Origin of the sequence: Chelatococcus sp. YT9, assembly GCF_018398315.1 — a bacterium.
Lineage (GTDB): Bacteria > Pseudomonadota > Alphaproteobacteria > Rhizobiales > Beijerinckiaceae > Chelatococcus.
Genome location: NZ_JAHBRW010000001.1, coordinates 3,571,893 through 3,589,104, shown reverse-complemented (window position 1 = coordinate 3,589,104; position 17,212 = coordinate 3,571,893). Strand labels below are relative to the sequence as shown.

General features: G+C 63.3%; 17 protein-coding genes. 14 read left to right on the top strand and 3 right to left on the bottom strand.

Annotated elements, in window-relative coordinates; all coding sequences use genetic code 11:
* Nucleotides 1-21: 21 nt before the first annotated feature.
* A complete protein-coding gene (locus KIO76_RS16590; protein WP_213324294.1) occupies nt 22-918 on the bottom strand; it encodes an ABC transporter permease in 897 nt (298 codons plus the stop codon).
* Between the two features lie 246 nt (nt 919-1,164).
* Between KIO76_RS16590 and KIO76_RS16585 the strand changes: the two genes are divergently transcribed.
* The 3 genes from KIO76_RS16585 to KIO76_RS16575 are packed head-to-tail and all read left to right on the top strand — an operon-like array spanning nt 1,165 to nt 3,608.
* The gene (locus tag KIO76_RS16585) at nt 1,165-1,956 is read left to right on the top strand and encodes an SDR family NAD(P)-dependent oxidoreductase (protein ID WP_213324293.1); all 792 of its coding nucleotides are present in this window, start codon (nt 1,165-1,167) and stop codon (nt 1,954-1,956) included.
* Between the two features lie 7 nt (nt 1,957-1,963).
* Nucleotides 1,964-2,677 (top strand): transcriptional regulator NanR, encoded by a 714-nt coding sequence (gene nanR, locus KIO76_RS16580; protein ID WP_213324292.1) that lies wholly within the window; start codon nt 1,964-1,966, stop codon nt 2,675-2,677.
* A 40-nt stretch (nt 2,678-2,717) separates the two neighbouring features.
* Nucleotides 2,718-3,608, top strand: coding sequence for an N-acetylneuraminate lyase (locus tag KIO76_RS16575; RefSeq protein ID WP_291977342.1), 891 nt, complete (start codon nt 2,718-2,720; stop codon nt 3,606-3,608).
* A 240-nt stretch (nt 3,609-3,848) separates the two neighbouring features.
* Here KIO76_RS16575 and KIO76_RS16570 read toward each other — a convergent pair whose 3' ends face one another.
* Nucleotides 3,849-4,526, bottom strand: a complete 678-nt coding sequence (locus KIO76_RS16570) for a GntR family transcriptional regulator (protein ID WP_213324290.1) — start codon at nt 4,524-4,526, stop codon at nt 3,849-3,851.
* 183 nt (nt 4,527-4,709) lie between these two features.
* Here KIO76_RS16570 and KIO76_RS16565 point away from each other — a divergent pair, with 183 nt between their 5' ends.
* The 9 genes from KIO76_RS16565 (at nt 4,710) to KIO76_RS16525 (ending at nt 14,897) form a co-directional block, all read left to right on the top strand.
* Nucleotides 4,710-6,038 carry an FAD-dependent oxidoreductase gene (locus KIO76_RS16565; protein ID WP_213324289.1) on the top strand — a complete coding sequence of 443 codons (1,329 nt, stop codon included), beginning with the start codon at nt 4,710-4,712 and terminating at the stop codon, nt 6,036-6,038.
* Nucleotides 6,039-6,047: 9 nt separating this feature from the next.
* The gene (locus KIO76_RS16560; RefSeq protein WP_213324288.1) at nt 6,048-6,821 is read left to right on the top strand and encodes an enoyl-CoA hydratase/isomerase family protein; all 774 of its coding nucleotides are present in this window, start codon (nt 6,048-6,050) and stop codon (nt 6,819-6,821) included.
* Nucleotides 6,818-8,413, top strand: a complete 1,596-nt coding sequence (locus tag KIO76_RS16555) for an acyl CoA:acetate/3-ketoacid CoA transferase (RefSeq protein WP_213324287.1) — start codon at nt 6,818-6,820, stop codon at nt 8,411-8,413. Before KIO76_RS16560 ends, KIO76_RS16555 begins: the two co-directional genes overlap by 4 nt.
* Before the next feature lie 48 nt (nt 8,414-8,461).
* On the top strand, nt 8,462-9,559 hold the full coding sequence (locus KIO76_RS16550) for a dihydrodipicolinate synthase family protein (RefSeq protein ID WP_213324286.1): 1,098 nt from the start codon (nt 8,462-8,464) through the stop codon (nt 9,557-9,559).
* Between the two features lie 95 nt (nt 9,560-9,654).
* Complete coding sequence (locus KIO76_RS16545; protein ID WP_249729622.1) at nt 9,655-10,722, top strand: NAD-dependent epimerase/dehydratase family protein; 1,068 nt, start codon at nt 9,655-9,657, stop codon at nt 10,720-10,722.
* Nucleotides 10,722-11,534 carry an ABC transporter permease gene (locus KIO76_RS16540; RefSeq protein ID WP_249729621.1) on the top strand — a complete coding sequence of 271 codons (813 nt, stop codon included), beginning with the start codon at nt 10,722-10,724 and terminating at the stop codon, nt 11,532-11,534. Before KIO76_RS16545 ends, KIO76_RS16540 begins: the two co-directional genes overlap by 1 nt.
* A gap of 10 nt (nt 11,535-11,544) precedes the next feature.
* A complete protein-coding gene (locus tag KIO76_RS16535; RefSeq protein WP_213324285.1) occupies nt 11,545-12,366 on the top strand; it encodes an ABC transporter ATP-binding protein in 822 nt (273 codons plus the stop codon).
* Between the two features lie 57 nt (nt 12,367-12,423).
* A complete protein-coding gene (locus KIO76_RS16530) occupies nt 12,424-13,848 on the top strand; it encodes an enolase-like domain-containing protein (RefSeq protein WP_213324284.1) in 1,425 nt (474 codons plus the stop codon).
* A 44-nt stretch (nt 13,849-13,892) separates the two neighbouring features.
* Nucleotides 13,893-14,897 (top strand): ABC transporter substrate-binding protein, encoded by a 1,005-nt coding sequence (locus KIO76_RS16525; RefSeq protein ID WP_213324283.1) that lies wholly within the window; start codon nt 13,893-13,895, stop codon nt 14,895-14,897.
* Between the two features lie 4 nt (nt 14,898-14,901).
* Here the strand turns inward: KIO76_RS16525 and KIO76_RS16520 are convergent, their stop codons facing one another.
* Nucleotides 14,902-15,480, bottom strand: coding sequence for a TetR/AcrR family transcriptional regulator (locus tag KIO76_RS16520; RefSeq protein WP_213324282.1), 579 nt, complete (start codon nt 15,478-15,480; stop codon nt 14,902-14,904).
* An 81-nt stretch (nt 15,481-15,561) separates the two neighbouring features.
* Between KIO76_RS16520 and KIO76_RS16515 the strand changes: the two genes are divergently transcribed.
* Together KIO76_RS16515 and KIO76_RS16510 are read left to right on the top strand one after the other, a co-directional pair.
* Nucleotides 15,562-16,278, top strand: coding sequence for a glutathione S-transferase N-terminal domain-containing protein (locus KIO76_RS16515; RefSeq protein ID WP_213324281.1), 717 nt, complete (start codon nt 15,562-15,564; stop codon nt 16,276-16,278).
* Nucleotides 16,275-17,006: a glutathione S-transferase family protein gene (locus KIO76_RS16510; RefSeq protein ID WP_213324280.1), complete on the top strand. Its 732-nt coding sequence runs from the start codon at nt 16,275-16,277 to the stop codon at nt 17,004-17,006. Before KIO76_RS16515 ends, KIO76_RS16510 begins: the two co-directional genes overlap by 4 nt.
* The last annotated feature ends 206 nt before the right edge of the window (nt 17,007-17,212 follow it).

Here is a 17,212-nt window from a genome sequence, read left to right as displayed (position 1 = left end):
GAGTCCGCGCGGCCGGAAAGGTCAGGCGCTCATCGCCGCCGGCTCGCGCTGCGAGACGTGCCAGGGAATGGTGAAACGCTCGATTGCCTCGACGAAATAGTAGACGATGATGCCAACGAGACTGATGACGAAGACGCCGGCAAAGACCATTGGCGTGTCGAGTTCACCCCGCCACTCAAGCAGCAGATAGCCGAGCCCCCTGTCCGACGCGATGAACTCCGCGACGACGGCTCCTGTTGAAGCAAGCGCGACCCCCACCTTAAGGCCAGTGAAGATCTGCGGCAGCGCTTGCGGCAGCTTGATCTTGCGGAACATCGTCCAGGTCGAGGTGCCAGTTGAGCGCGCGAGATCCATGATGTCCGGATCGACCGCGCGGAACCCGGCAACCGCGCTTAGCGTGATGGGGAAGAAAGCGAGCAGAAAGACCAGCATCGTCTTCGGGGTGTAGCCGAAACCGAACCACACGATGAACAGCGGCGCGATGGCAATTTTCGGAATGACTTGGAACACGAGCATAATCGGCTCAACCGTGTCCTCGACGACGCGTGAGGAGACGATGGCTAACGCCAGCGGGATTGAGACCACAATTGCAATGAAATAGCCGCCCAGCATCACCGATGTGGTGATCCACGTTGCCGCGAGTGTTCGCTGCCACTGGCCGAGAAAGGCCGTGAACACCTGCGATGGCGGCGGCAGCAGATAATCCGGAATCGCAAGCAGGCGGGGCGCCAATTCCCAGGCGATCAGGATGATCATCAATGTCATGAGAACGAGCTTGCGCCGTTTGAGAAAAGCCGTCAGCGCGTTGGCCTTGGGTGGAGCACCCTGCTGAAGGGCAGTGCGCTCTGCGGCGCCCACGCGCGCACTCGTCTCGACGGATGAGGATGAGGACACCTGTCCCGCGGATTGCCCTGTCATGCGCCCTTCCCTGCCAGATGCGTCGCCATGCGCTCCTCGGCTTGGCCCTCTGGCCCGCCGCCTCGCATGGTTCGTCGCTCCTTGTGATCTTCAAGATCTTTTCTCTTGGTTTTGGTATAACACCTTGACGGCATGATGGTGTCAAGGGCAGACTGAACGAACTTTGCAAGAGGACCGGGGAACGCGGTCCGGAGGCGCAAGAAACGAAAACGGAAGGGGCCAACGTTGCATCAGGACGTGGCGCAGTTGTTCGATTTGAGCGGCAAGTTCGCCTTGGTGACGGGCGGAGCCAGCAAGCTTGGCCGTGATGCGGCCGATGTTCTCGCCGCAGCAGGTTGTTCGGTGGCCGTGACGTCCCGGGACGGCGAAAAGGCGCGCCGCTCAGCTGCTGAAATCGCCGATCGTTATGGGGTGCGAACGGTTGGCATCGCGCTCGATCAGAGCCGTTTTGAACCGGTGCGCGATGCGGTGACCGCCGTCGCAGAATGGACGGGCGGGCGGCTCGATATTCTCGTCAACAACAGCGGCGGCGGCTCGGGCGGCAGCGTCGCGCGGCTGTTCGAGCGCGACCCCGCTGATATCGACGCCCTCATCCGCACAAATCTGACCGGCGCCATCTATTGCTGCCGGGAGGCCGGACGCCTGATGGCGCAGCAAGGGTCAGGCCGCATCATTTCGATTGCGTCCATCGCCGCCTATGTTGGAAGAGACCGCTCGATCTACGATCGCAATGGCCTCGCCGGCCAGCCTGTCGATTACGCCGCGGCCAAGGCGGGAATACTCGGCCTGACGCGCGATCTCGCGGCCTATCTCGCGCCGATGGGCATAACCGTCAATGCGATATCACCTGGCGGCTTCGAAAGACCCGACATGCCGCGCGGCTTCGTCGCGGACTATTCCCATCTGACCGCGCTGGGCCGCATGGGCCGCGATGGCATCGACCTCAAGGGAGCGATCCTCTTTCTGGCATCGCCGGCGTCAAGCTATGTGACCGGCCAGGATATTCTCGTCGATGGTGGTTTCACGCTGTGGAAATAGGCGCGGTATGAGCGATTCGGATCAAAAGCTTGGCCCCATTGCGCGGCGCAAGCTGTCGGACGAGGTCGTGCAGCGGCTTGAAGCAGCAATCCGCGATGGCACGTTCCCGCCGGGATCACCACTGCCCTCCGAGCGTGAACTGATGACGCTGTTCGGCGTGGGCCGTCCCTCGATCCGCGAGGCACTCTATGCATTGCAGCGCATCGGCCTCGTTCGGCTTGCGACTGGCGAGCGCCCGCGGGTGACGGAGCCTACGGCGCGCCAGGTCCTGCGCGAGCTCGACAGCACCGTTCGTCACTGGTTGGAGCAGGCCGGCGCAGTCCGGCACTTCGAGCAGGTGCGCCTTTTCCTTGAAATGGGACTCGTCCGTTACGCCTGTGCCAATGCTACCGACCAGCAAATTGCGGTATTGCGCGACGCGCTGCAGCGCAACGAGGCGGAGATCGGCAATGAGCGGCAATTCGCTCTCACAGATGCCGCGTTTCACCGCGTGCTTGCTGAAATGCCGGCCAACCCTGTCTTCGTTGCCATGCACGATGCGGCGGTGGAGTGGATCATCGGGCAACGCCCCCCTCTGGATGATCCCGAGACCAATAATCGCATGAGCTACGCCGGGCATCTCGCCATTTTCGATGCCATTGCCGGACGCAATGCCGACGCTGCCGCGGAAGCCATGCGCCGGCACCTCGAGGAAGCTTACAACCGCTACGCCCGTAATTGAGTCGCATGGCCCGGGCAGACATCATCCAAGGAGATTTTCAGTGACCCAGTCCCCGGCCCAGAAGTTCGGTGGCATCTTGTCGGCACTCGTCACGCCCTATCGCGCTGATTTCAGCATCAACGACGAGATCATTGCCGGCCTCGTCGACCATGAACTCGGCCAGGGGGTGGCGGGCTTTTACGTGGGAGGAAGCACAGGCGAGGCCTTCTTGCAAACGCCGGAGGAGCGGGGGCGCCTCATCGCCGGTGTCGCTCGCGCGACCCGTGGCCGCGGCACACTGATTGCCCATGTCGGCACCATCGCCACCGAGGATACGCTCACCATTGCCCGGTCGGCGGCCGATGCCGGGTTTGATGCCGTTTCGGCCATCCCGCCATTCTACTACGATTTCTCCGCCGCCGAGTTGATCGCGCACTACAAGACGCTGGCGGCGGCGACACCACTTCCCGTCATTGTCTATAATTTCGGCGGCCGCACGGGCAAGCTCGGGCCAAATGAGATCCTGCAACTGCTCGATGATCCCCGCGTCATCGGCATCAAGCACACTTCGCAGGATTTCTTCCAACTCGAACGCTTCAAGACGCATCGTCCTGACGCCGTGATCTACAACGGCTATGACGAGATGTGCCTAGGCGGCCTCGCCATGGGCGCCGATGGCGCCATTGGAACCACCTACAATTTCATGGGGCATCTTTTTGTGGCGCTGTACACGGCTTTCCACGAAGGTCGCATGGCCGATGCGCTTGCCCTGCAGAAGCGCGCCAATCGGGTCATCGAAGTACTGATCGACGTCGGCGTGTTCCCGGCCACCAAGGGCTTCCTGAAGCTCAGGGGCTTCGATTGTGGCGAATGCCGCGCGCCTTTCCGCAAGCTGGACGCCAACGATTGGCGGAAGCTCGAAGCCTGCGCCGCGGAGTATCTGAACGACTGACGCGCTTGGAATGACGCGGGGGAGGACGGATGCCACTTCTCTCCCCTTCAGAGGAGACTGGCCTCACGGCAGCGAAATCCGCGGGGCCTACGAGGGCAAAATGATGCTCCGTTGGCCGCGCGGCTGGGCCCTCGAAAACCGGGTGAGTGTCACGCCGCCAACCCGGCGCTCGTGGCGCTACCCTCCGGGAATAGCGCGGCAACAGACCTCAAGCCTGCAGCGGCGTGAATGACGCACTGCCTAGAGCTGCCGCTCGATAGCGCGCCGTGTCAGGCTTTCGAGGAAATCGAGAAGCCTCGACACCGCCACCGCGGCGTCCTTTGCGGAACCGGCCGCGATAGCCTGCAGAATGTCGTTGTGAAGCGCTGCAGCGACCGTGAAGCTGCCCGTGTCCTGAATATAGGCATACCAGAATCGCCGAGATAGGCCGAGCACCAGCCCCATCGTGCGTGTGAGCATCTGGTTGCGCGAGGCCTTGGTGCGGATATCGTGGATTGCCCTGTTGGCGCTGAGATAGGCCCGCTGATCACCACGCTCCGCGGCGGCGGTGATCTCATCAGCCAAACGCAGCATCTCGCGCCGCTCGTCAGGCGTCGCGCGTTCGGCCGCCAGCCGCGCGACCAGATCCTCCAGCGGGCGCCGGACCTCCAGAAGCTCGAGCTGTCGCATCACGTCGACAGGCGTCACCAGGGCGCCGCGCCTTGGATGGATCTCGACGAATCCCTCCAGCTTCAATCGCTGCAGCGCCTCGCGAATTGGCGTTCGACCGCAGTTGAGTTCATCGGCAAGCTGGTTTTCGGAAATCATCGAGCCTGGGAGGAGCTCGCGGGTCACGATCATTTCCTCGATCCGACGATAAGCGATTTCCGCGAGTGAATCCGAGGCCTGTTCTACCGGTGATGTGGTCAGATCGGTCATCCAAATACGATTCTCAGCGCTCCAACTGCCTGCAACATAGCCCTTGACGGCCCTGTTCGGCAACTGATATGTCAGATGCCGACAAAACTGCCATGTCAGCTGCCGATCAACCTCGGCACCACGTGGACAGGCCGCAAGAGCTGTCGCCGCCGCTGAACCAGCTGCGCCCAGGGAGATGTCGCTGTGGATGTTCGTTCACGCTCACGCATCAGCACGGATGTCGTTGTCGCCGGCGGAGGGGCCGCAGGCGTCGCCGCCGCGGTGACGGCGGCCCGTGCAGGTCTGCGCGTGACTTTGGTGGAGCGTTACGGTTTCTGTGGCGGCGGCGCGGTCGCCGGGCTGTCGGGGACTGTCTGTGGTCTCTATGAGGCGACGGACAACCGCCAAGCCCGACCACGCCAGGTCGTTTTCGGTTTCGCGGATGAGTTCGTGCGGGCGCTTGATGTGCGCGGCGGCCTCACCGCACCCCTGCCCTATGGCAAAACCTGGACGCGGGTTCACGACCCGCTCGTGTGGCGGGAGGCCGCCGACGCGCTGCTGCGAGACGCCGGCGTTGAAGTGATCTATCACGCCACCGTCACCGGCGTTCTCAGCGAAGGTGAAGAGCGAATCGAGGGCGTCGCGCTCTGGACCAAGCAAGGCCCGCTCGAGGTGCGCGCGGGGGTGACGATCGATGCCAGCGGCGACGCGGATCTCGTCGCCATGGCGGGTTTCCCGTCGTTCATTGGCGATCAAGGCCGCGTCCAGAACCCGACTATGATCTTCCGCATGCTGGGTGTCGACACCGAGCGCTTCGTAGCCGCCTACGGCCATGACACAATCATGCCCGACGCGATCTCGAAGCTGATCCAGGCGGAGAATGGGAGCGGCCGCTACAAGCTGCCGCGCGCCAAGATCTGGCTCTTCACGACAACACGGCCAGGTGAACTGCTCTGCAACTGCACCCGCGTCATTGGTCCGGACGGGCGCGAGCTCAATCCCTTGTTCTGGCGCGACTTTTCCGATGCCGAAATCGAGGGGCGGCTGCAGATGCGCGAATACGCGCGCTTCTTCCGCGACCATTTGGCCGGCTGCGAGGACGCCTTCGTCAACGATACCGGCGTGCAGGTCGGCGTGCGCCAGACACGCCAGATCGAGGGCGCGACCAAGCTCACCAACAGCGATGTCGTCGCTGGCCGCAAGCGTGCCGACGGCATCGCCCGCTCACCTTGGCCGATCGAGCTGCATGCCGGTGCCAAGCCCAAGGTCGAGTGGCTGCTCGATGATGTCTACGAGGTGCCCTACGGCTGTTTCGTGCCGCAGCGCGGCGAAGGCCTGATCGCTGCCGGCCGCTGTCTGTCCGCAGAGCACGAGGCCGTGGCCTCGGCCCGTGTGACGGCCCAGTGTTTTTCCTACGGCCACGCCATCGGCCACGCCGCGGTCCTCGCCGTCAGGGAGCGCATGGAGCCACGTGCCATAGACGGCGCGGACCTGCGCCTCCTGCTCAATCGCGACGGCGGGCGGCTGGATTGAGGATCGATCATGAATGATGCCACTCCTTCGCCCAGTGCCCTCGTCGGTTTCGACCAACGGAACGGGATCGCTGTCCTCACGCTCAACCGGCCGGAACGCCGCAACGCGCTCGGGACGGAAACCATGCGCGCTCTCGCCCAGGCGCTCGACGTCGCCGAGAGCGATCAAGCGGTGGGCGCCATCGTTCTGACGGGGGCGGCGCCTGCCTTCTGCGCCGGCAGCGACCTCAAGGAACTCGGCCGCCTCTCTGTAGATGGGATGCGTCGCCATGAGGCCGAGACAGCCGCGATCGCTCGCCGCATCGGCGTCCTGAGCAAGCCGGTAATCGCGGCCGTCGAGGGCTTCGCGCTCGGTGGCGGCTTCATCCTGGCGGCTTCGTGCGATGTCGTCGTCACTGCCGAGAACGCGCGCTGGCACCTGCCAGAGGTGCCAAACGGCTGGCTGCCTCCATGGGGTCTCGGAGCCCTAGTGGCCCGCATCGGCCCGACCAAGGCGCGCCTTCTCACCTGGGGGGCGGAACCGATCGATGGCACGGAAGCGCTACGGCTTGGCGTTGCCGATTTCAGCGCGCCGGCCGGCGAAGCGCTAGCCCGCGCAACCGCGCTGGCGGAGAAATTCGCAGCTTTGCCGCGCGAGGCCGTCGCTTCGACCAAACGCTTTTTTGAACCCTTTGCGACGCTCGATGGTGAGCGGCTCGATCATCTGGCGGGCCACATGTTCGCCGCCGATTGCGCTGGACCACCAGCGAAAGCGACCTTGCAACGTTTCGTGGTGAAGTCATGATCAAGATCGTCGATGCAGCCGAGGCCGTAGCCAGCATCCCCGATGGCGCCACAGTCGCTTCCGTCGGGGTCATTGGCTGGATCACGCCGGACAAGGTGCTGAAAGCCTTGGGGGATCGCTTCCGCGCCACCAGCCATCCGCGGGATCTCACCTTCTATTTTCCATGCGGCACCGGTGACGCGCAGGGTGTGAAGGGCATGGACCATGTGGCTCAGGAAGGCCTCATGAAGCGGATCGTCACCGGCTCCTACATCAATCCGGTCGATCCCGTCACCGGCCGCCGGCCGGAACTGATGCGCCTCGTCCGGGAGAACCGGATCGAAGCCTATTCCTGGCCGATCGGTGCCTCCATGCACTGGCTGCGCGAGGTCGCCCGCAAGAGCCCCGGCTATATGACGCGGGTCGGCGTCGGCACCTATATCGATCCGGACCACGGCGGTGGCAAGTTCACGTCGAAGGCCGAGGAAAACCTCGTCCGCAAGATCGAATTTGACGGCGAGACACTTCTCTACTATCCGACCTGGCCTCTCGACGTGGCCATCGTGCGGGCATCGAGCGCCGACGAGCACGGCAATCTCTCCTTCGAAGACGAGGCCCTGGTGTCGTCCAACCTTGGCCTCGTGCTGGCAGCCAAGGCCAGCGGCGGCCGCGTCATCGCGCAGGTGCGCCGCATCCTGCCAGCAGGCGAGCGTCCCGCTTCCGGCGTCGCCATTCCGGGCATGTTCATCGATACCATCGTGGTCGACCCCGCGATGATGATGGCAACGGAGACGCCCTTCGATCCCGCCTATTTCAGCGGTGTGCGCCGTCCCCTCTGCGACTTGCCGCGTCCCGCCCCGGGGCCGGACAAGGTCATCGCGGCCCGTGCCGCACGCGAGGTCCGCAAACGCGAACTGTCGATCTTCGGTTTCGGCGCCGCAGCCGATATCCCCCTTGTCATGGCGGAGCTGGGTCTGTTCGATGACGGCGCACTCGCCGACTATTACTTTACCACGGAGCACGGCTCCTACGGCGGCGTCGTCATGTCAGGGTGGCAGTTCTCGGCGAACCTCAATCCCGATGCCATCATGGACGGCCTTTACCAGTTCGACGCGATCGACGGCGGCCTGTGCCGTTTCGCGGCGCTCGCCTTCGCGGAATTCGACGCCACCGGAGTGGTCAATGTCAGCCGTTTCGGAAACGCCAATCCAGGCGCGGGCGGCTTCATCGATATCGCCCATAACGCGCGCCGCCTTGTTTTCACGGGCACCTTCACGACGGGTGGTCTCGACGCCCGTGTCGAGGGCAGTGCGCTGCGTATCATCCGCGACGGCCGCGTCTCGAAATTCGTCGAGACGGCCGAAAGCGTGACCTACCGCGTGTTCGAGGGACTAGCGGAACGCGGCCAATCCGCGCTCGTCGTGACCGAGCGCGCGGTTTTCGAGGCAACACCGCAGGGCCTTGTGCTGACCGAGGTGGCGCCCGGTGTCGATGTGCGCAGCCATATCCTGGACCGCATGGCCTACGCACCGGTCGCCATCCGCGATCCGCTACCGCTGATGGACGCGCACCATTTCGCATCCGAAACCCACCCGCTCGACATGGCCGTTTGAGATGGCGGTCTGAGCACCAATCGCGATCGCCCCACAAAGGCTCACCCCATGCCCCGCCATCATTCTGATATCGATCCCCGCCTGATCGCCGCGCTGCGGAAAGGTGCTGTCCTGCCGGCCCACCCGCTGGCACTCGACAGCACCCGGCAGTTAGACGTCACCCGCCAGCGGGCCTTGACACGCTACTATCTCGATGCCGGCGCGACGGGCGTTGCGGTCGGCGTCCACACGACACAGTTCGCGATTCGCACCGTTGGCCTCTATGAGCCTGTTCTCCGCATAGCGGCGGAAACAGCTTCGGACTGGCAAGCCACGCCCTCGCTTCTCGTTGCCGGCGTCACCGGCCGCACGGAGCAGGCGGTGAAAGAGGCCGATGTCGCCCGAGAGCTCGGCTATCACGCCGCCCTTCTCAATGTCGCGGCCTTCAAGGGTGCGTCGGAGACTGAGGTGCTCGACCACTGCCGGCGTATCGCGGCGGAAATCCCGATCATCGGCTTTTCCCTGCTGCCAGCCGTCGGCGGCTTTCATCTGAGCTATGGCTTCTGGCGTGAATTCGCGGCGATCGAAAATGCCATCGCCATCAAGATGGCGCCGTTCGACCGCTACCGGACGCTCGACATTGTGCGTGCCGTTGTTGACGCGGGCGCGGCCGACCGTGTCACGCTCTACACTGGCAATGACGACCACATTGTGCTCGACCTTCTGCAGCCCTTCGTGGTGCGCAGTCCAGATGGCCGATCGGAGCAACGGGCGCGCATCCGCGGCGGCCTGCTCGGTCATTGGAGCGTTTGGACGAAGGGGGCCGTCGATCTCCTCACGCGTATCCACGCCCTTCCGGACGAGGCGGCCGTCCCCGTCGATCTTCTCGCACAGGATTCCGTAGTGACTGACTGCAACGGCGCCATCTACGACGCCGCTCACAATCTCGCGGGATGCATCCCGGGCTGTCTGGAGGTGCTACGCCGTCAAGGCCTTGTGACGGGCACCACCTGTCTCGATCCAAACGAACGTCTTAGCCCCGGACAGGCAGAGGCGATCGACCGCGTTTATGCGCAATACCCGGAAATGAACGACGATGCCTTCGTCCGTGCGAACCTCGACCGATGGCTCTCCGAGCGCGGCGCGAGCGTGCCGCTGGTCGCCTGAGCAAGTATGACAGGGAAACGGCACGAGCCGCTTCACCAAAGACAGTCTGGCGACGCGGAGCGATGCGACGCCGATCGGCATAAGGGAGGATTTTCATGCTGACCCGCCAGGGACCCCACTCAGATTATCTCAATCCCGGCATGTTCCCCGAGGCTTTCCGCGACGTCGCGCATCTCGAGGACTTCATGTCCTTGCCGACGCTCGAAGTCGCCGAAGACCTGGAAAAGATCGAAGGCGACGTCATCATCCTCGGCGTCGCCGGCAAGGTCGGCGTCTGCCTGGCGCGGATGATCAAGCGAGCCGCCCCTCACAAGCGTGTGGTCGGCGTCTCGCGCTTTTCGGAGGAAGGTCTCGAGGCCCATCTGCAGAGCTTCGGCGTCGAAACAATCCGCTGTGACCTTCTCGACGAGAAGGCGGTTGGCGAACTGCCGAAACTGGCCAATGTGATCTACATGGCCGGCCTGAAATTCGACTACAAAGGCCGTGAGGACTTCCTCTGGGCGATGAATACGATTGCCCCCGGCATCGTCGCGCGCGCCTTTGCGGGCTCGCGCATCGTCACCTTCTCGACCATCCACGTCTACCCCTGGTCCAACCCGTTGCATGGCGGCGTGACCGAGGATGTTCCACCGTTCGCACGGCCCGGCGAATATGCAAATTCCGTGGTGGGCCGGGAGCGCACTTTCCAGTACTACTCGCGCCTGCATCAGACGCCCGGCCGGATCGCGCGGCTCGTCTATGCCATCGACATGCGCTATGGCGTGCTGCAGGAGATCGCGAGCTGGGTGCTCAACGGCAAGCCCGTGCCGCTCGACACCGGCCACGTCAACATCATCTGGCAGGGTGATGCCAGCGCGCAGATGATCCGGCTGCTGCGCCATTGCGACGTGCCCGCGAGCCCGATCAACATTGGTGGCCCGGAAGCCGTGAGCGTGCGCAAGATTGCCACGCAGTTTGGCGAGCTTTTCGGCGTGGAGCCCAAATTCTCCGGCGAGGAGAGCACCAGCTGTCTCTTCGTCAATTGCGACGCCGTCGCCGAACTCCTCGGCAATCCCGTGGTGCCGATCAATCCGATGGTTCGCTGGGTCGCCGAGTGGATGAAGAGCGGCAAACCGCTCTACGGCAAGCCCAGCAAGTTCGAAGTGCGCTCGGGAGTCTTCTAATGGCCGATACCGCCCAGGCGGCGCCGGGCGCCGGAAACGGCGAGGCCCAGCGCCTTGCGCTGCAACTCGGACGGATGGGGCCTGCGATCGGCATCCATCTCGCTCTGCTCGCGCTATGGTATGCCGTGACCGCTTGGGGCGGCATACCCCGGTTTATCCTGCCGTCGCCGGTGGACACTGTCGGCACGCTGTTCCAGCCCCACTATAACTGGGGAATGCATATCTACATTACGACCATCGAAGTGTTCGGGGGTTTTATACTCGCCAGCATCTTCGGCGTTGCTCTTGCCGTTGTGTTTTCCTGGTGGCCCGTCACCGGCCGCACGGCGATGCCGCTTCTCGTCACGCTGAACATGATCCCGAAGGTCGCGATGGCGCCACTCCTCATCGTGTGGCTGAGCTATGGCGTCATTCCCAACATCGTCATCGCCTTCACGATCTGCTTCTTTCCGATCGTGATCACAACGGCTCGGGGGCTGCGGGAGGTCGAGGCGGATCTCGTGGATCTCGTGCGCGCGCTTCGCGGCTCCCGCCAGCAGATCTTCACCAAGATCCAGCTGCCAAGCGCCCTGCCCTACATCTTCTCCGGCATGCGGGTCGCGGCGGTGCTGGCTGTCGCCGGTGCAGTTGTCGGCGAGTTCATCGGCTCGGAGCGCGGCCTCGGCTATCTCATGCTGCAGGTGCAATCGAGCCTCGACACGCCGGCAATGTTCATGTGCCTCGCACTGATCTCCGCCATCGGAATCGTGCTTTACGGGCTGGTCGTTGCTGGCGAGCGCCTGTTCGTGGTTGCCGACGCCAGGCTCGATTGAGGAAAGAGATATGCTCACCCCTGTGAACGCAAGCGCCTCGATCGCCGACGGCCACCCGGCGCCGGATGCTCCGCCGCCGTTCATCCACCTCAAGGGCGTACGCAAGGTCTATCGGCAGCGCGGCCAGGAATTCCTTGCCGTCTCCGATGCCAGTTTCGACGTCGCGGAAGGCGAGCTCATCACGCTGGTCGGACCGTCCGGCTGCGGCAAGAGCACGTTGTTGAAGATCCTCGCCGGTCTGCACGGCCATGATGGAGGGGTTGTGCGCATCGGCAACGATCGGCAACCCTTCGACCCCGGCCGAGACATCGGCATGGTGTTCCAGCAGGCGTTGCTGCTTAAATGGCGCCGCATCCTGGACAACGTCATGCTACCCGCCGAGATCCTCGGCTTGCCGGTCAAGGAAAGCCGAGAGCGAGCGAGACACCTGCTCGCCCTCGTCGGCCTCGCGGGCTTCGAGGACAAATTCCCCTATGAGCTCTCCGGTGGCATGCAGCAGCGCGTCTCCATTGCCCGCGCACTGGTGCACGATCCGAAGCTCGTGCTCATGGACGAGCCTTTCGGCGCGCTCGATGCCTTGACGCGCGAGCGCATGAACATCGAGCTGCGCCGGATCTGGAAGGATAGCGGCAAGACGATCCTCTTCGTTACGCACGGCATATCGGAAGCGGTATTCCTGGGCACGCAGGTCGTCGTGCTGACGGCACGGCCGGCGCGGATGGCGGCGCGGATCACCATCGATCTGCCAGAACCACGCACCCTCGACATCAAGACCCACGACGCCTTCGCCGCGTATACCCGCGAGATTTACGGGCTCCTTGGAATGCACTGATCAGGGAATGCACTGCAACGATTGACGAGACTGCGGCGCGGCAAAGAGGCGAGCCTGATGGACCACCGGCCCCGGATACGCGTGATGGAAACCCGGCTCGGCGAGCGTCACTGGCCGCTGCGTATCCCGTTCCACTATGGCCGTGTCACCGTCAGGCGTTTCGCGGAAGTGCATCTTGCGCTCGAGGCAGTGATCGGCGGACGCAGGGTCACGGGTTATGCCGCGGAGATCGCCGCGCCGAAATGGTTTGAGAAAGACCTTCGTATCGGCACGGATGAGAGCGCCGACCGGCTGAAACTGGCGGCGATCCGCGCAGCTGAAATGGCTCGTGTCATTGCCGCGGACCTCCCCGACGTCGCCGTGCTTGAGCGGGAGCTCACACGCGCGATGGCGAGCGATACGACGCTCGTCGATGCCGGCCTGACGCCGCTGGAGAGGGCTTTCGGGGCAGCGCTTGTGGAACGGGCCGCGATCGATGGCCTGTGTCGCGCGCGCGATCTTCCTTTCGAGGAGATCGTGGCGGCGGACCATCTCGGCGTGGCGACGGACGGAGGAGACGCTTACCGCGCTTGGCTCGCATCACGCTCCGCGCTGCCATGCAACATTGCTGTTCGCCATACGGTCGGGCTCGACGATCCCCTCACGGCGGCGGACACTACCGACGGCCCAGCTGATGGGAAGCCCGTCACGCTGATGGAGGTGATCGAGGCCACTGGCATCGATCGCTTCAAGGTGAAGCTCGGCGGTTCTCCCGAAGCGCTCGATCGGCTGGAGGCGATCGCCATCCTTCTTGACGTGGCCTGTCCTTCGTACCGCATCAGCCTCGACGCCAATGAAGCTTTCGAAGACCTGGACAGCTTTGCCAGCGTCATGACGAATCTCGCTCGGCGGCCACGCCTTAAGCGCTTCGCCGCATCTATCGCCTATGTGGAGCAGCCGCTCCATCGCCGGCTGGCTTTGTCCATCGACATTCGCCGGCTAGCGCTGCCCTGGCCTGTTATCATCGACGAGTCAGACGACAGCGAGGATGCTTTTGCGCGGGCGCTGGCGCTCGGCTATGCCGGGGTCAGTATGAAAACCTGCAAGGGCGTGTTGCACGGCCTCCGCAATGCGGCGCGGGCAGCGGCGGCCGGCAGCTTCATCACCGCCGAAGACCTGTGCGTCCAGCCGGGCATCGCACTGCAACAGAACTTGGCCGCCGCGGCCGTCATTCGCGTCGGCGATTGCGAGCGCAACGGCCACCATTTCGGACCGGGTACCGCGGCCCTGCCAGCAGATGAGCGCGCTGCGATCGAGGCGTTGCACCCTGATGTCTACGGACCGGAGGGCCTGCGCATTCTGGCTGGGCAGATCCAGCTTGGATCCACACTCGCCGCCCATGGCTTCGGCACGATCCTGACGCCCTGCCTTGGGGAACCACTCACCAGCATTCGGATACGTTCAAAGACATCTCCATCGACGGAGAATAAAGCAACCTTATAAATCCGCCTAGGCGGATCAAAGCAGGCACCATAGGGGAGGATAGAATGAACTGTATAACACGTAGACTGGCTGTTATCGCCGCAGCGCAGATCGGCATTCTGCTTGGAACCGCTGCAATTGCGCCCGCCGCCCAGGCCGCAGAGAAGATGACAATTCTTCTGAATTGGGTTCCGCAAGGGGACCATAGCCCTTATTACTATGCACGCAAGATGGGCTGGTATGCGGATGAAGGCATTGACCTGACCATCGAGGGCGGGCGTGGATCCGGCGCGACGATCCCGCGCGTGGCAGCCGGACAGGTTCAGGTCGGCATCGCTGACATGGCGAATATCCTCGAGGGCCGCAGCAAGAATATCGATGCCGTGGGCGTGATGGCGCTCTACGTCAATACCGCATTCGGCCTTTACTGGAAGAAGGGCGGTAATATTGCCTCGCCAAAGGATATTGCTGGCAAGAAAATCGGCGCGCCGGCGGGCGACGCGGTACGACCCATCTGGCCTGTCATCGCCAAGAATATCGGCATCCCCGCCGATTCCGTGACGTGGGTGAATATCGCGCCGGAGGCCAAGGTCGCTTCGCTGCAAGCGGGCATCATCGACGTCTCGCCGCATCTCTACAGCGTCCACGACGTCTATGAGAAGTCCTTCGGCAAGGATCTCGGCTATGTCTCGCTGCGCGAACTCGGCGTGAACCCCTATGGGCTCAGTATTTTCACCAGCGGCGCCTATATGAAGAGCAATCCCGAAACGCTCAGGAAATTCCTCAAGGTTTCGCAGAAGGCCATTCGTGCCTGCTTCGAGAATCCGAAGCCCTGCACTGAGGTGCTGGCCTCCGAGACGAGCCAGAATGCGGAGGATGTGCTGGCGAACTGGAAACGCGTAGAGACGCTGATCGCGGATGACATCGGTCGCAAGGTCGCGATCGGCGCTTATGACCCCGAACGGGTCCAGGCTGATGTCGCGATGATCGAGACGCTGTTCAATGTGAAACTAGGCCCTGGTCCCTATTTCACTAACGAATACCTCGATAAGTCCATCAAACTGCCCTGAGCGTTCACACCGGCACGAGTAAATCGACAAGGGCGCGTGCATCGGCCCGTAGCGCGTTCGGCGCCGCGTCCAGTCGCTCCATAACGGCCAGACCACGTGTGAAGACCACGAGAAGTCGCGCGGCCTGCTCAGGAGGCAGCGCGAGCCGATCGGCAGATCCCGGGCGATTCAAAGCCGTAGACAGCGCCCGCTCCAGCTCGGACATCAATGTCAATAGGCCGTCCCGGATGCGTCCGCCCGCGTGCCTTGCCTCCATCGCCGTGCGTGTCGTCAGGCATCCCCCCCCCGTCGGCGCCATCGTCATATTGACGATGGCGGCTTCAAGGAACGCTGTCACGGCCGCACGGGGATCTTCAATGGCAAGGGCTTCCTTCGCTGCCCCGAGAAAGCGGGCCTCGTAACGCGCGAAGCTGCGCAGGAAAAGCTCCTCCTTGTCGCCGTAGGCGTTGTAGAGGCTGCCGCGCTGCACGCCCGTTGCCTCGGCCAGGTCCGTCATTGACGTGGCTTCAAAGCCCTTCGCGCGGAAAACACCTTCGGCCTGCTGCAACAGCTTCTCCTCATCGAACTGACGTACCCCGACCATTGCTCCTCCTCGTCATTTCATTCTTGACATAAGCGTCAAACTTGACAGTCTTGTCAAGAATGTGGGCAGGAGGATACTGCTGTGATCGAGCTTCTGTACTGGACTACGCCCAACGGCCATAAGATCGTGATTGCATTGGAGGAACTAGGCCTCCCTTACCGCATTACGCCCGTCAACATCTCCACGGGCGAGCAGTTCCAGCCCGATTTCCTCAAGGTCAGCCCCAATAACCGCATTCCCGCCATCATCGACCACGCGCCGGAGGATGGCGGTGGGCCACTGTCGGTGTTCGAATCCGGCGCTATCCTGGAATATCTTGCCGACAAGACTGGTAGGCTTCTGCCGCGCGAGCGCCGCCCGCGTTTCGAGGTGCTGCAATGGCTTTACTGGCAAATGGGGGGATTGGGGCCGATGGCTGGCCAAGCGCATCATTTCCTGCACTACGCATCGGAAGATGTCGCCTATGCCAAGGATCGCTACGTGAAAGAGGCTAATCGGCTGTATGGCGTGCTGGATCGTCGGCTCGCTGATCGCGCTTATGTCGGCGGGGACTTCTCCATCGCCGACATTGCAATCTACCCTTGGGTGCGCTCCCATGCGCGGCACGGGCAGAATCTGGGCGACTTCCCAGGCATCCGGCGCTGGTATGACGCGCTTGATGCCCGCCCATCGGTGATCCGTACCTATGAGATCGCTGACACCATCAACAAGGCACCGACCGTCAGCAAGGAGGCGCACAGCATCCTCTTCGGCCAGACCGCGACCTCCCACACGCCGCGCGCGGGGAGCGCGTCATGACGATTGCTCGCACGGACGATATCGCGGCCCAGCCTGCAACCACCCTCAAGCTCTATGAACTGGCGGGAGCGGACGAGGCGGTGCGTTTCAGTCCGCATTGCTGGAAGATCCGCATGGCGCTCGCCCATAAGGGGCTCGGTGCCGAGCGCGTTGCCTGGCGCTTCACGGAGAAGGATGTGATCGCCTTCTCCGGTCAGGGCCTCGTACCGGTGCTCGTCGATGGCGAGGCGGTCGTCAGCGATTCATGGCGCATCGCCGAATATCTGGAGGAGCGCTTTCCTCACCCCTCCCTGTTTGGTGGCGATACGGGCCGAGCCGTTGCCCGGTTCGTCAACAGCTGGGCTGATGGCACGCTCGTTCCCGCTATCGCGAAAGTCATCACGCTTGATATCCACGGCGGCATTGCAGCGAAGGACCGCGACTATTTCCGCCTGTCGCGTGAAAAGCGCTTCGGGATGTCGCTGGAAGCTTTCACCGCGGACATTGCCGCGGCTCTCCGGGGCCTACGCCAAGCGTTGGGACCGTTGCGCTTCACGCTGCGTCAGCAGCCCTTTATCTGTGGCGCTGCGCCGGCTTATGCAGATTATTGCGTGTTCGGCATGATGATGTGGGCGCGCTGCATCAGCCCGGTCGAGCTTCTGGATCCGGATGATCCAGTTTTTTCCTGGCGGGACCGTTTGCTCCAAGCGCATGGCGGCCTCGCGCGCGATGCGCCGCGGGTCAAGTGAACGGTCTCCACATGTGTCAACGTTTTTTCTCAGGCTCGGCAATGCGCCCGAGGCCATGCGGCTCTGCGCGGAACATGCCTGCTGCCACAACGCATGGCAGGGGCGCGCGGGGGCTGATTGCCAAAGTGATCGCGCAAACTTAAGTCACCGCCCGGCGTCGTTCTGACGTCGCCCGGCATGCCGCGCCGTCAACCGCCTTCCAGATC

Excerpts from the sequence above, each read along its gene's own strand:
- KIO76_RS16590 (WP_213324294.1), bottom strand. The coding sequence starts at position 918 with ATGACAGGGCAATCCGCGGGACAGGTGTCCTCATCCTCATCCGTCGAG.
- nanR (WP_213324292.1), top strand. The coding sequence starts at position 1,964 with ATGAGCGATTCGGATCAAAAGCTTGGCCCCATTGCGCGGCGCAAGCTG.
- KIO76_RS16570 (WP_213324290.1), bottom strand. The coding sequence starts at position 4,526 with ATGACCGATCTGACCACATCACCGGTAGAACAGGCCTCGGATTCACTC.
- KIO76_RS16560 (WP_213324288.1), top strand. The coding sequence starts at position 6,048 with ATGAATGATGCCACTCCTTCGCCCAGTGCCCTCGTCGGTTTCGACCAA.
- KIO76_RS16555 (WP_213324287.1), top strand. The coding sequence starts at position 6,818 with ATGATCAAGATCGTCGATGCAGCCGAGGCCGTAGCCAGCATCCCCGAT.
- KIO76_RS16550 (WP_213324286.1), top strand. The coding sequence starts at position 8,462 with ATGCCCCGCCATCATTCTGATATCGATCCCCGCCTGATCGCCGCGCTG.
- KIO76_RS16545 (WP_249729622.1), top strand. The coding sequence starts at position 9,655 with ATGCTGACCCGCCAGGGACCCCACTCAGATTATCTCAATCCCGGCATG.
- KIO76_RS16540 (WP_249729621.1), top strand. The coding sequence starts at position 10,722 with ATGGCCGATACCGCCCAGGCGGCGCCGGGCGCCGGAAACGGCGAGGCC.
- KIO76_RS16535 (WP_213324285.1), top strand. The coding sequence starts at position 11,545 with ATGCTCACCCCTGTGAACGCAAGCGCCTCGATCGCCGACGGCCACCCG.
- KIO76_RS16530 (WP_213324284.1), top strand. The coding sequence starts at position 12,424 with ATGGACCACCGGCCCCGGATACGCGTGATGGAAACCCGGCTCGGCGAG.
- KIO76_RS16525 (WP_213324283.1), top strand. The coding sequence starts at position 13,893 with ATGAACTGTATAACACGTAGACTGGCTGTTATCGCCGCAGCGCAGATC.
- KIO76_RS16520 (WP_213324282.1), bottom strand. The coding sequence starts at position 15,480 with ATGGTCGGGGTACGTCAGTTCGATGAGGAGAAGCTGTTGCAGCAGGCC.
- KIO76_RS16510 (WP_213324280.1), top strand. The coding sequence starts at position 16,275 with ATGACGATTGCTCGCACGGACGATATCGCGGCCCAGCCTGCAACCACC.